11 protein-coding genes are annotated in these 13,369 nt (G+C 44.4%); 1 reads left to right on the top strand and 10 read right to left on the bottom strand.

The window, feature by feature from the left end; genetic code table 11:
* Nucleotides 1-1,268 precede the first annotated feature (1,268 nt).
* From QUB61_RS33905 to topA, 7 genes are all read right to left on the bottom strand, one after another.
* Nucleotides 1,269-1,517, bottom strand: coding sequence for a DUF4926 domain-containing protein (locus QUB61_RS33905; protein WP_333135034.1), 249 nt, complete (start codon nt 1,515-1,517; stop codon nt 1,269-1,271).
* A gap of 17 nt (nt 1,518-1,534) precedes the next feature.
* The gene (locus tag QUB61_RS33910; protein WP_333135032.1) at nt 1,535-2,284 is read right to left on the bottom strand and encodes a HEPN domain-containing protein; all 750 of its coding nucleotides are present in this window, start codon (nt 2,282-2,284) and stop codon (nt 1,535-1,537) included.
* Nucleotides 2,268-3,338, bottom strand: a complete 1,071-nt coding sequence (locus QUB61_RS33915) for an AAA family ATPase (protein ID WP_333135030.1) — start codon at nt 3,336-3,338, stop codon at nt 2,268-2,270. The genes QUB61_RS33910 and QUB61_RS33915 overlap by 17 nt, the downstream gene beginning before the upstream one ends.
* Nucleotides 3,339-3,805: 467 nt before the next feature.
* Nucleotides 3,806-4,063 (bottom strand): hypothetical protein, encoded by a 258-nt coding sequence (locus QUB61_RS33920; protein WP_333135028.1) that lies wholly within the window; start codon nt 4,061-4,063, stop codon nt 3,806-3,808.
* 2 nt (nt 4,064-4,065) lie between these two features.
* Nucleotides 4,066-4,518, bottom strand: a complete 453-nt coding sequence (locus QUB61_RS33925) for an HNH endonuclease (protein ID WP_015178579.1) — start codon at nt 4,516-4,518, stop codon at nt 4,066-4,068.
* Entirely contained in the window at nt 4,509-4,754 is a 246-nt protein-coding gene (locus QUB61_RS33930; RefSeq protein ID WP_333135026.1) for a hypothetical protein, read from the bottom strand. Before QUB61_RS33930 ends, QUB61_RS33925 begins: the two co-directional genes overlap by 10 nt.
* 191 nt (nt 4,755-4,945) lie before the next feature.
* Nucleotides 4,946-7,699, bottom strand: coding sequence for a type I DNA topoisomerase (topA, locus tag QUB61_RS33935; protein WP_333135024.1), 2,754 nt, complete (start codon nt 7,697-7,699; stop codon nt 4,946-4,948).
* A 533-nt stretch (nt 7,700-8,232) separates the two neighbouring features.
* On the opposite strand from topA, the gene QUB61_RS33940 reads away from it, so the two are divergent.
* Nucleotides 8,233-9,006: a VOC family protein gene (locus QUB61_RS33940; RefSeq protein WP_333135022.1), complete on the top strand. Its 774-nt coding sequence runs from the start codon at nt 8,233-8,235 to the stop codon at nt 9,004-9,006.
* Between the two features lie 716 nt (nt 9,007-9,722).
* Here the strand turns inward: QUB61_RS33940 and QUB61_RS33945 are convergent.
* Genes QUB61_RS33945 through QUB61_RS33955 form a run of 3 tightly spaced genes read right to left on the bottom strand, consistent with a single transcriptional unit; the run spans nt 9,723 to nt 13,312 of the window.
* Nucleotides 9,723-10,211, bottom strand: a complete 489-nt coding sequence (locus tag QUB61_RS33945; protein WP_333190314.1) for a helix-turn-helix domain-containing protein — start codon at nt 10,209-10,211, stop codon at nt 9,723-9,725.
* Nucleotides 10,208-12,331: a SpoIIE family protein phosphatase gene (locus QUB61_RS33950; RefSeq protein ID WP_333135020.1), complete on the bottom strand. Its 2,124-nt coding sequence runs from the start codon at nt 12,329-12,331 to the stop codon at nt 10,208-10,210. The genes QUB61_RS33945 and QUB61_RS33950 overlap by 4 nt, the downstream gene beginning before the upstream one ends.
* 9 nt (nt 12,332-12,340) lie before the next feature.
* On the bottom strand, nt 12,341-13,312 hold the full coding sequence (locus tag QUB61_RS33955) for an ABC transporter substrate-binding protein (RefSeq protein WP_333190316.1): 972 nt from the start codon (nt 13,310-13,312) through the stop codon (nt 12,341-12,343).
* Nucleotides 13,313-13,369: the final 57 nt, after the last annotated feature.

The following is a 13,369-nucleotide window of genomic DNA, read 5'->3' on the forward strand; positions in this document are numbered from 1 at the left end:
CGTCCAAAAAGGACGGGCGGGACGCCCATCCCACAATAACAATTAAAATTGTAAGTTATTTAATTCGCGATGCTAAGGAAGTTTCGAGGTTACGGTTGCATCCCAATCACCGCGCTTGTTTTGGGGAGTCGCCCGATTTTTGAGGCGGCGGGTAAAAATGTGGTGGAACTGCGTGAAATGGTAAGGTGTTCCACAGAAGATGCGATCGACCTAGCGCCTAAAATAAGCAGCGGCTACTAACCTCGATCGCTCGCGGATAACCTTGTTTTTGTAAGTATGAAGTTCAAGACCGTAAAACAAGTTATATCCTGGAAAAATTTTATACTAGATAGTGAAATATATGATTGATCGCATCTTAATGCTGACTGGGTTGAATATCTCGACAAAAGAGACGAAAAAAATATAATCACGTACAAATTTATAGTAACTTATGGTTTACATTGTTTTACTAAAGATTCTGATAATATTTCTATCGAAGAATCACAGTTATTAATGTACAATGGGCCGAGAGAGTCCAGAACATTTAATTTTGAGAGATACCAACTCTCAAAGCAATTACCGAGTATTGTCAAGTCATTGGGAGAGAAGGAAACGTTAGTTTGTCACGCTGGGTATGGAAAATTTGCCATCGTTAAAGTTTTGGATTCAAACGGTATAGAGGTTGAGTATTTCGTTGCTTTTGCCGCATTTAGAGAAAGTAAAAGGCTGAGATTACACATACACAGTGCTTATCCTATATACGAAGGCATAGGTAAAGTAAAGAAAGTGGGCTTTTTCGTCATAGCCAAAAATTTATTGCAGAATAAGGAATTACCGAAGCCCTAAAATAACAAAGGCTCCTTAAGGAGCCTTCGCCAAAATATAAATTTTGGTATTCAGAACGTCTTTACCGGAATTCCTCGACCCTCGTGGGTAACGGGATGTCATGATTAGATCATGTCTGCTGCATCCATAGGTCTAATATAATTCATGGTTTGGATCTGTGTCAAGTTTTACTCAAGCAAAGTATTAAAGTTTTCCAGTGTGGGCGATTTGCGGTACAGTACGCTTTCTAGTTCTGGATTGCCGCAGTTTTGTCGTGAAAGTCGATCGTACATATGACCTTTCTGGCGGCTGAGGAGATTTTAGACTAACGAGAGGTCAGGGATAGGGTGGGTGGTGCGATCGATCGCGCAAACGCGCGTTAAGTTGTTTAATCCGCGCACTCAACAATGATCGCAATATTTTGCTGCGAGTGAAGACGCTTAAACCCCACATTTGAATGAATATTAACCTGCTTGTACCAAAGAACGAACTGTTAAGATTTCATCAGGGCGGAGAACTTCTACAGTAGAGATTGGAACGGCTATGACTGTCATAGACTCACCAACAGCATTAAATACTTCCAACAGACAGCCCTCTTCACCACCACTAGGATGAGAAACAAAATCAACCAGTGTTGCAATATCTCCTGCTTTGAGTTGATATTCTGGTAAGTCACGGGTTAAAGCAACTTCCTGATATAGCTCTAGGGTCATGTCAATTCTCCTTACATTCACAGAACTTGATGAATGCTCTCAACAATCTGCTCAATAAAGTCTACTGCATCCCCAACAAGCACCTCATCAATATTCCATCTATTTCCGATGTTAAAAGTTGGATCTATATCAGCTTCATGAGCAATCTTATTTCTCCGATCAACTATCGAATTGAGTTGTTGCTTAATATCTTTTGCTGGTCTGCTTATCTTATTAGCCACCTCATCCCACAACTTTTTGTCTGAAATATATCTGATTGCATCAGCAATTTTGTCTGCCTGCTGGAAGCTATCATATCCCAGACGTTCCCTAATCTCATCCTCCAACCCAGAGGCATTATTCAGCCTGTTCACAACGCTACTTGATATTGCAGGGATTAAGGCTGCAACTGTATAAGATTGTTGGAGAAAAGCATAACCGTGAGTTTGTTCAATTTCAGTTTCAAGCCATGAGGCAATATCAATCGCCGCTAAGCGCTCCTGACGAGCGCCACCCAACGACACTTTAAAACGTGAGAATGCTGACTTAGTAGTATTTGCTGAAGGCGTTGGTTCAGAACGTTGTCCTCGATGAATTTCTAACATACCTAATGTCACAACCTCATGCACGTAATAATCCAACGCGCTCACTGCAAGAACTAGCGCGGCTCGTAGCATATCTGACACATCTAGCGCACCAGTAGCTTGAGCTTTAACGGAATTATGAAGGGCAATTAGGTCTCGGACGCGACTAATGCTAATACGAAATTGGTCAAGCGCTGACTGCATATACGGAGCTTTCTGAACTTAATGCAATGATTTTATCTGCCAAGTCTGAAAAAGTTTGTCTAAACTCTTCCTGCTTCTTCTGGTTGTGCTCCAAGACAATCCCTGTTTGTCCCAATTGCTGAGGCGTTAAAGCATAAACTGGTGTTCGATGTTCTTGAGACAGAGCAATCAGACTGTTAAAGTTTGAAATCTTCGCAAGGGAGAGGCTATCTTTAAGTCCCAGCTCCCGGTAAGTCTGGTCTGGCAGCATCATATTGCTTTGGCGTAGGGTTGGAATCAATTTGTCAGAAACAGTTTTCTCAATCTTCTCAATCCAGGTTTGGAAAGCAGCAGTTTCTTTGCCTCGAATGATTCGATAGTTCTGAACAATTGTCCCTAAAAAACGTAGAGTAATGTCAGGAAACGGATAATTTGCTTCTTTCAGGATTTGGAGTGAGCTTGCCAACTTTGCCCAGGCATACCATCTTGGCAAGACTTTAGCCAAAGATTCGATTGCCATCACTGAGAAAAAGTCAGCAGTAGTAGGCACTAAAAAAAAGTCACTTATCATCAGCAGATTCTGATTAATTGAACCTAAGCTTGGACTCATATCAATCAGCATATAATCTGCTTTAAACTTGGTCGCTGTCTTTTCAAGCAAATCATTGATAGAACCTGGTAAATTCTTCAGAGTTTGAAGTGAGCCACTTAATTCTTGAGCAATACCTAGCGTCACTTCATACTCAGTCAAATTAATATGACCAGGTAGAAGGAATAAATCATCCCGACCTTGTATTGGGATACAATCCACAGCTTCAATTGCTCTTGGTTGTGACTCAAAAGCGGGAGCCAGTCCTGTCTTTATATTTGACGTTGTATTGTAGATTTCTTGAATTCTTGCCTCATCATCCTCAGTTTCTTCTTCCAGAACCTGGCGAGTGAGGTTACATTGTGGATCGGTATCCACAAGAATCACTCTTTTTCCTTTGTCAGCAAGCATCCAGCCTAGATTAAACGTAGTTGTGGTCTTACTATCCCCGCCCTTGTGGTTGAATAGGGCAATTTTCTGAACCATTGTATCAAGCCTTTTTGTAAATGTCGCGATCGCTGGTCATCCCAAACAGAACCCTGAAAGCGAAGAATTATTTCGCCTTTAACCATAAGTATAACTTGGATCCTTCAGGCTGGAGTCTTGTACCCAAAAAAACTAAGTTTCCACCCAACAATTTGAAAGTAGCTTCCATACACTTAAGCAGAGCAAGCTAAATAAGCATTAACCCGCAAATGCGGAATCAACTACTCAGATAATCCGAAATTACGGCATAATTTGTGTCTAGTCAAGTTATACTCAAGAGAATTATCAAAATTTTCCCGATCGGTTGGTCGTAGTGCCCTACTACCTTAAAACCCAATTTTAAGGACTGAAATCCTTACTACAAACCTCAGCTTGTCAAATATTTTAACCACAAAGAAACCCGATCGCACTTGGAGCCCTCCCCCCGTGCACACCGGGTTTCTCGATCAGTGAAAACTAAACTAAACTCACGTTGTCTTCTTCTTAGTCGCAGTCGCAGTCGCAGCCTTCTTAGTCGTGGTTTTCTTCGCCGCAGTCGCCGTCTTCTTAGCAGTAGTTTTCTTCGCCGCAGTCTTCTCAGTTGCAGTCTCCGACTTCGCCGCCGCAGTCTTAGTAGACTTCTTCGACTTGCTGCTAGATTTACAGCCTCCCGCTGCTTCCTTGGTTGCTAACAATTCCAGTGCTCTTTGCAAGGTGAAATTCTCCACAGATTCATCCTTCGACAAAATTATGAATTCTGGCGAGGATCGCCAGAGGGAGGATGCCACCCTGCCCTAATCCATAAACGACGAGCTCTGATAATCGCTCCTTCATTATGATATAGATCGTTAAGGTCTAATCGATCGCAGGTTCCCCTACCTGTTGGAGTAATACCCATTATTTCTAAACCATCCGCCGACCAGTTAAAATGCTCAGACCATTGCTGTTGACGGGGGTTAAACAAAGTTACTTCTTGTTCTGTTTCTGGGTCAGTACCAGTAACAAAATTATAGCGATTATTATTACAGCGATGACAAGCTAAAGCTAAGTTTTCAAGCTCATCGCTACCACCAATCGATCGAGGTAAAATATGATCTATCGTAAATAGAGTAGAGCTACTTTCTTCCGCTGAATGGCAATATTCACAAAGAAAATTAGCTCTACTTCTTACTAAGTTTCTAGTAGCGCGGTTTACGGACATGAGGCTGCTATAACTTTAGCGTTGATTAAGGTAAAAATCCGATCTAGTTCTAGTAAGCTTGCTAATTCTACAACCTCTTCTGAAGTTAAAAGATTAGCCTTTTTTCTGTCGGCCAGTTCTTCTAATCGGGCTTGCAGGTTTTCCGTAAATTTGAATAAGTAAAGATTTCTGACTTTCTCAATCGAAATCTCACGATCGATCCAGTAGGAAGGTTGTACCATAAGTTCAGCTATCATGGTGATTCCATTACTCTAATTACTACATGGATAGTTTTGATTATATCATGAGAACGAAAGGATTACTTTAGAAAGAGCCGACCTACTTACGCACGGCGCGATCGCAGAAACCGAGTTTTTTACCGAATCTGTCTGCTAAAACAAATTATTGCAAAAAACCCTGTTTCTGACCGTACAGTGCGTAAATCCTGCTAACTTGACTTAGTTGTTTTCTTGGCTGTTGTCGCAGTCGCAGCCTTCTTAGTCGTGGTTTTCTTCGCCGCAGTCTCCGTCTTTTTAGCAGTGGTTTTCTTCGCTGCAGTCTTCTTCGTTGCAGTTTCCGATTTCTCCGCAGTTGTCTTAGTTGACTTCTTGGATTTGCTGCTAGTTTTTGGGCCCGCTGCTTCCTTGGTTGCTAACAATTCCAGTGCTCTTTGCAAGGTGAAATTCTCCACAGATTCATCCTTCGACAAAGAAGCATTGATATCGCCGTGTTTCACGTAGGGGCCGTAGCGGCCATCGTAAACATTGATCGATTCTCCCGACTCTGGATGCGCGCCCAATTCCTTCAAAGGTGTGGCTGATTTGCTGCGGCCGCGGGCGGCTTTCGGCTGCGATAATAACTCTAAAGCCCGATCGAGCGTTATCGTCAAAACATCATCCGGCGGTTTGATCGATCGATAATCTTTCCCCACCTTACCCTGGTCATGCACCACATAAGGCCCGTACATCCCCAAATTAGCTTGCACCTTCGCCCCCGTCTCCGGGTGAGTACCCAACAAGCGAGGTAAAGTCAACAAACTCACCGCCATATCCAGCGTCACGCTATCCTTATCCGTACCCTTCGGTAAAGAAGCCCGCTTCGGTTTCTTGTTCGTTTCCGAAACATCCCCTAACTGAACGTATGGCCCATAACTGCCAATCAGCACATAAATCGGTTCCCCGGTTTCCGGGTGGAGTCCCAATTTTTCCGGGCCTTCGGTTTTTTGCTTTAACAGAAACTCCACTTGTTCCGGGTCTAAATCAGCCGGCGTCAAATCTTGGGGAATCGATGCTTTTACGACGCCTTCTTCGCTTTCCGATTCCAGGTATGCGCCGAATTTGCCGATGCAGACTTTAGCAGAAATATTCTCCAATACCACAGTTCGGGCAACTTTCGCGTCAATCTGGCTTTCCTGTTCTTTGACTTGGGTTGCGAGTCCGGTTTCCCCTGTATAAAACTTTTGCAAATACGGCAGCCATTTCGCCTCGCCGGTAGCAATTTCATCCAGGGTTTGTTCCATTCGGGAAGTAAAACCCGTGTCTACTAAATCGGGAAAATGTGTTTCCAATAAAGTAGTGACGGCGAAAGCGGTGAAAGTCGGAATTAGGGCGTTAGCTATTAATTTGGCATATCCCCGATCGACAATTGTACCGATAATACTCGCGTAGGTACTCGGACGGCCCACACCTTCGCTTTCGAGCATTTTGACCAGAGAAGCTTCCGTGTAGCGGGCGGGAGGTTGAGTTTCGTGCCCGATCGCCTCTAACTCCTTACAATTAGGTTTATCCCCCACCTTCAGCGCCGGCAAAATCACCTCTTGGTCTTCCAACGCCGCATCTGGGTCGTCGGAACCTTCCACGTAGGCCCGCAAAAAGCCTGGAAAATCAATGCGTTTGCCGCTGGAACGGAAACCGGCATCTTCTACCTGAGTTAATACCGTGACGTGAGTTTGGCGGGAATCGGCCATTTGAGAAGCGACAGTCCGCTTCCAAATCAAATCGTAAAGGCGGAAATCAATCCCATCCAATCCCGTTTGCTGCGGAGTCCGAAAAGTGCTGCCGGCGGGACGGATAGCTTCGTGGGCTTCCTGGGCGCCTTTGCTTTTGGTAGTGTATTTGCGCGGTTGGGGGCTGAGGTATTCGCTGCCGTAAAGTTCTTGCACGCAACTGCGCGCCGCTGCGATCGCCTGTTCGGACAAATGCACCGAATCCGTCCGCATATAGGTGATAAAACCGCGTTCGTAGAGACTTTGGGCAATGCGCATGGTTTCCCGCGCACCCAGCCGCAGCTTGCGGTTAGCTTCCTGCTGCAAAGTCGAGGTCGTAAACGGCGGCGATGGTTTGCGGGTGACTGGCCGTTCTTCGAGATTGGTGACAGTCCAAGGTTTGTTTTGAATGCGTGAGAGTAAAGCCCGCGCCTGTTCTTCGTTCAGCAAAAGTACGCGGCGGCCGGAGATAATTTGCCCGGTATTTTCATCAAAATCGCTGCCGTTTGCAACTTTGACTTTGCCGACTGTCACGAGTTTGGCATCAAAGGCACCCCCCTGTCCCCCCTTAGCAAGGGGAGTAGGGGGGGTTAAAACAGCCTTTAAATCCCAGTAACTACCTTGGCGGAAAGCGCGGCGTTCCCGTTCCCGGCGCACCAAAAGCCTGACTGCGACTGACTGTACTCGGCCCGCGGACAAACCCCAAGCGATTTTTTTCCACAGTAGCGGAGAGAGTGTGTAACCGACGAGTCGATCGAGAATTCGGCGAGTTTCTTGGGCTTGTACAACTCGATTGTCGATATCGCGGCAGTGAGTTAAGGCGTCGCGGATAGCTTCGCGGGTGATTTCGTGAAACACCATCCGCTTGATGGGAACTTTGGGTTTGAGGATTTGCAGCAAATGCCAGGAAATGCTTTCGCCTTCCCGGTCTTCGTCAGTGGCTAGAATCAGTTCTGTGGCGTCTTTGAGGGCGTCTTTGAGTTCTTTAACAATTTTCTTTTTATCTTTCGGGATGACGTAGAGGGGTTCAAAGTCTGCCTCCACGTTTACGCCGAGTTGCGCCCATTTTTCTCCTTTAACGGCTTCTGGTATTTCTTCGGCGGAGGATGGTAGGTCGCGGACATGGCCCATCGATGCCTCTACACGGTAGGTGGAGGGCAGGAAGTTGCGGATGGTGCGGGCTTTTGTCGGAGATTCGACGATGACTAAGGTTGACATGGCATCTTTTAAATATGGATGGCAGCGCAGCTAGAGGGTCTAAATTACAGAGTGTAGGTCAGATGTCAAGGTTTCTTTCAACTTTGGGCGATTATTTTCAAACTACCTTAATTTTTAAGTTACTGCCGATCGGGTGGCAGGTGACAAGCTGATGGGATTTTACTGCTTTCGGGCCAGAGGCTGCGAATCGCCTCTATACAAGATGCACTCCTTGGATGACCTGACTTTAGCAGAATTGTCGCTAACTGGATGTTGAGACTGCTGGATGCCGGCTGATGGTTCCTCAATCTGGTTGTAACTTGAAGCTTATGTCCGGCTTGGGGCGATCGATTTTAGATTTTAGATTTTAGATTTTAGATTTTAGATTGGGAAAGATTTACTGAGTAGAGGTTTGGGACTATCGATTTTAGATTTTAGATTTTAGATTTTAGATTGGGAAGGATTGACTGAGTAGAGGTTTGGGACTATCGATTTTAGATTTTAGAGTTTAGATTTTAGATTGGGAAAGATTGACTGAGAAGAGGTTTCGGACTTTGGTACAGTACTCTGTGCAGTATAAGCGGGGCCATCGGAAAAAAAGCAATCACAGGGGATTAAAATTACTTGAGCGATCGATCGATTCTCTGAACAATGCTATGACATTTGAATTTGACCATCTTTTCATCCTTACTGATATTGGTGCTTCGGAAGCTAATCGTTTATCCTCATTCGGTTTAGTTGAGGGTGCATCTCGCATTCATTACGGACAAGGTACAGCCAATCGCTGTTTCTTTTTCCATAACGCAATGTTGGAATTGTTATGGATTCACGATCCAGAAGAGGCGAAGTCTGAACCAATCCATCTGACTCGTCTTTGGGAGCGATCGACAAATCGGAATAATGGTGCGTGTCCATTTGGCATCTGTTTGCGTCCAGCCAAAGGTTCTGAGGACACCGTTGCATTTTCTAGTTGGGCATATCGTCCACCTTATTTACCTGAAACGAGGAGTATCGCGGTGGCAACAAATAGTGATGTGTTGACTGAGCCGATGCTTTTCCAAATTTCCTTTGCTCAACGTCCAGATCGATACCCGGCCCAGAAGTCACAGCCTTTGGAGCATGGTGTTGGTTTACGCGAAATTACTCGTGTAGAATTAGTCAGTCCTGCTGCCAATAATCCGTCACCTGAACTTCAAGCAGTGCTTGAGACAAATCAGGTAAAGTTACGGATAGGAACCGAGTATTTTGTGGAGCTGGGTTTTGATGGAGAAGTGCAGGGACAACAGGTAGATTTTCGACCTGGATTGCCGCTTATTATCAGTTGGTAATCTAAGCTGTAGGAATCATACCCGTAAGCTGCCGAAACTGTTTGCTTAAATGGCTGTGGCTATTGAATCCACACCAATCAGCCAATTTCTATAATCGATCGCTCTTTTTGTTTTAACAACTGCTTCGCCTATCAATATCCGCTGTTGCAGCAAATATTCATAAGGAGCCGTGCCGATCGCCTCTTTGAACAGATGATCTCAAATAAAATTTACTCATGCCTAGCAATGGGGCTAAGCTTGCAAGTTGGATGTCTTGAGTTATAGCAATCCTAAATGATTATACTCGTTACCAGGCTCTGCCTGGTAACGCATATCCGGAGGCTCTGCCTCCATAGTCTGGGCCGAGGCAGAGCCTCTGGACATCGGTTCCCAGGCAGAGCTTGGGAACCAGTTAACCAGTTATTGAAACTGATTTAGGATTGCTATAGATATTTGTTGATGTATAGCATTTATCAGCTTTGTCGGGCAAGAACCAATATAAATAATCAGCTTTAAAATTATATTTAACTTTACCTATTGGTTGACTACAAAAGCTGTAATCTTGTTTTTATGACGCGTTTTTAGATTAATTATAGTTTCATCTTGATATCGTTTCCGGTTGCATCACAATAATAAAATCGAGTCAACAGTTAACACTCAACCATTGAGTTTTTCCACCCCTACTTCTACAGTCAACAGTCAACAGTCAACAGTCAACAGTCAACAATCATTTTTTTTTAGTTTTTTTTAAACTCGTCGGTCTCCTGAGCTTTTTCGTTACTCACAGGATTTGGGTTCTTTAAATTGGTTTTCATGCGATAGTGTAAATGCTTGTGTAATGTTTGATATTTGACTGATACTTGATAGTTATCTTCTACCCATTTCCCAATTTCTTTATAAGTCTTAAACTCACAGGATTCTTCACTTAATTTTTCTGAAATTCCTGCTATTACCTCTGAGGGAATTACTCGAGGTCTACCAGTTGGTGGCCGTATTTTTAACAGTTCTGGCAGACCGCCAGCCATATATTGTTTTAACCATCTATGTACAGTAATTCTATGTACACCTAAACGTTCAGCTACATCTGTAAGGCTTTGAAGCGCTCCAGATTTTAACCAATAAAGTGCCTGAATTTTTTGTCGATTAGGTAGAGTTCGCTGCTGCGAGAGAATTATTTTTAACTCGTCTGCTGTTAACTCAATTCTTTCTTGGTAGTTTACTTTTATAAAAAATTCCTCAAACTTTCAGCTTTATTGTAGCAGATTTTTGGGGAAATGATACGATCGACTAAATTTCCCTTTTCAGTAAGGTCAGCCTGCCGCTTAAAGACTAGCAACGTAATATCATCAAACACTTTCTGCTGACCGATATGTTGCCGTACATCTACAATCACCGCCTCCTTAACTTCAGCAGCAGACTTGTGCCAATTTTGACTGATGACTTCACACAGTTGCTTAAGTCCATACTGCTTTTTGCCGATGTTATAGGCTTCTGGAATGCCATCAGTATATAGCACCACGCCATCTCCAGGTTCTAGCTCGATCGGGATGTGACTGATGAAGCGTGCGATATCATCATCTAAAGCGATCGGCAAACCTAAATCCATCGTGTCGATGCGCTCAACCTCTCCATTTTTTCGCACCACTAGCGTTTCTTCATGTTGACCGCTGATGCTGATGAGTCCTTCGGAGTAGCTCAAAATCGCCAGCGTCAGACTTTTCTCAGAATTCATGCGCTGCACGTTTTTGTAGAGGGTACGGTTGAGTACATCCAGGAATCGAACGGGGTCTAGTTCGCGAATCTCTTGCAGAGTGCGAACTGAGGTTTGCGCCATCAGCATCAGAATGCCGCTTTCCAGGCCATGTCCGGTGACATCACCGATAGCCAGTGTGACAACACCATCGATCTGTAGCACGTCGTAGTAGTCACCTCCTACTTCATCGGCGGGTTCCATGTATGCGGCGATATCTAGTCCGTCAATTTCCAGTTCATCAGGGTTAGGTAAAATCATTTGCTGGATCTGACGCGCCACATTCACTTCTGCACCTAAGCGGAGGTTGTCTACTTTGAGTTTTTCGTTGAGGGCAATGATTTCCTGATTAGCATTAGCGAGTTCTGCTGTTCGTTCTTGAACTTTGGCTTCGAGGGTTTCAAAAGATTCTTGGAGTTGCCTCGCCATGCTGTTGAAGGATCGTGCCAGCAAACCGATTTCGTCTTGCGATCGCATCTTAACACGGATGTCTAAGTGACCCGCCGTAAACTCGGCAACGGCTTGGGTGAGGTAAATCACAGGCTTTGTTAATAGTTGTGCGATCGCAACAGCGATGATAGTTACAATTGTGGCGATGATTGCTAATAAAAGAAGTGCATCCTGTATTTGTTTTTCTACAGGTGCTAGGGCAACGGCAATGGGCTGTGCGAAGATGACTGACCAAGGTTTATATTGCAGGTGGGCGATCGCTAAAAGGCTCAACTCATTATTACCCGTAGCTGCCAATCGTGTGGTTAGATAAGGCTGTTTAGTGTCTAATGCTTGCTTGAGGTCGGGCAAATTGATTGCAAGTTCTTTCGTTAAAGTCTTAGGCAAACGCCCTTCGCGTTGCAGTTTCGCTACAACATTGGGTGACAAAGGCACAATCGATTTGAAAAGAAGTTCAGGTTTAGTGCTATGTGCCAGATGGATATAGCGATCGTCTAAAAGAACTGCTAACGATTTCGCACCTGCGCGTTCAGTTTTCCGAGTCACCAACTGCTGGACAGATGTGGCATTGTATGTCACCCGCAATACACCCAATATATTTCCCCTCGCATCGCGAACAGGACTGCTAAAGAAGAGCGTAACGAGGTTGGGAATTGTCGGCGATTGTCTAATACTAGAAACAAAAGATAGTTGAGTTTTGAGCGGTTCTTGGAAGTAATCTTGACCGGATTCATCTCGTCCAACATCCGGTGTATTCGTATCGAGTACATTCCGTCCCTTTAAGTTGAGCAAGGCATAGGAGATAATATTAAGCATATCTTTGCGACTGAGCCTGGTTAAGGTTTCAGTCGCTAACATCTCTTGGGGACTACCATTTCGCCGTTCTGGAGGTAGGTCCAGATAGGCAGCCAAACCTGGTAAAATCGCTTCTGGGCGCACGGCATTGAGATTCGCATCGATAAACCCATCTATTCTGTTAGCGGTTGCGTTAGCCTCTGCTGATAGGGCTTGTCGTGCGTTGTCGGTCAATGCCTTTTGAGTTGTCTGCTTGTTAATAAATGCTAGCAACAGCAACGGAATCAGAGCAACGACGAGAAACGACACGATTAACTTTGTACGAATGCTGTTGAAAAAGGAGCGCTTCATGGTTTCCGGCTAGGAGGGGGGGGTTAAGAAAGAAGAATTGAACAAGGTTTCTAGATTGGGAAGGCGCGTCACATTGCCAGCGCGAATAAAAAAGTCCGCATATTTCTTGGCGGTTTTGAAGATATAATTAGGACTGTCTGATTGAAAGAACTTTTGATTTTCTGCAAAGTCAGTGAGGTTTATTCCCTCTAAAGAGATTGTATTGCTGGGAATATTCAACGCTTTGCTCGCGATCGCGTTTCCTTCGGGAATATTTGCTTCCCAATATGACAAGCCTTGAAGCCAGCCTCGCACAAAGGCGCGAATATCTTCGGGGCGATCGCGTATCACCTCACCCCGAAACGCGATCGCATCCAAAATTAAGCCTGGGGTTTGCTTGCTGGTAAACAGGATATGTGCGCCTAATTTTAATGCTTCAGAAAGATACGGTTCCCAAGTGTGTCCTGCTTGGATAGCATTGTTTTGTAAGCGCTGGGGAACTTCTAAAGCATCGACTTTAACTAGCCTAACATCATCGCTCGTCAGTTGAGAGGTTTTCAACATCTCAGTAACGAAGACTTCGCTAAAGCTGCCGAGATTTGCACCAAGCTTTTTTCCTTTCAAGTTAAGAATTGTTTTAATGTCCGATTGCGCGACTACCACATCTGCACCAGTCGATTCATCCACAACCATCACAGCTTGCATATCAGGATTTGTGGCACTCAATATTATAAAATCGCCCAAAGTCAATCCGATCCCATCATACTTCCCTGCACTGAAATCCGCGTCTTGCAATTGTGAGTAGTCTACATAGCTCAGTTCCACGTCTACCCCTTGCACTTTGAAGAATCCTTTCTCTTGAGCAATGATGAGAGGTGTATAGCCAACAAAAGGAACACAAGATACTTTTAGGGGAAGAGGTTTTACTTTTAGAGGTTCCGGAAAATGACAAGCAAACAGTAGGCAGCCGGTAATAATAAAGGGTTCTACCGAACCTAGTATGTAAAACTAACTAGTAAAATGCCAATGTAAGAAGCTCCTAAGAATAAAGTTGTCAAA

Origin of the sequence: Microcoleus sp. C2D2, from assembly GCF_036702495.1 — a bacterium.
GTDB lineage: Bacteria > Cyanobacteriota > Cyanobacteriia > Cyanobacteriales > Microcoleaceae > Microcoleus.

Excerpts from the sequence above, each read along its gene's own strand:
- QUB61_RS33910 (WP_333135032.1), bottom strand. The coding sequence starts at position 2,284 with ATGCAGTCAGCGCTTGACCAATTTCGTATTAGCATTAGTCGCGTCCGA.
- QUB61_RS33930 (WP_333135026.1), bottom strand. The coding sequence starts at position 4,754 with ATGATAGCTGAACTTATGGTACAACCTTCCTACTGGATCGATCGTGAG.
- QUB61_RS33915 (WP_333135030.1), bottom strand. The coding sequence starts at position 3,338 with ATGGTTCAGAAAATTGCCCTATTCAACCACAAGGGCGGGGATAGTAAG.
- QUB61_RS33950 (WP_333135020.1), bottom strand. The coding sequence starts at position 12,331 with ATGAAGCGCTCCTTTTTCAACAGCATTCGTACAAAGTTAATCGTGTCG.
- topA (WP_333135024.1), bottom strand. The coding sequence starts at position 7,699 with ATGTCAACCTTAGTCATCGTCGAATCTCCGACAAAAGCCCGCACCATC.
- QUB61_RS33925 (WP_015178579.1), bottom strand. The coding sequence starts at position 4,518 with ATGTCCGTAAACCGCGCTACTAGAAACTTAGTAAGAAGTAGAGCTAAT.
- QUB61_RS33905 (WP_333135034.1), bottom strand. The coding sequence starts at position 1,517 with ATGACCCTAGAGCTATATCAGGAAGTTGCTTTAACCCGTGACTTACCA.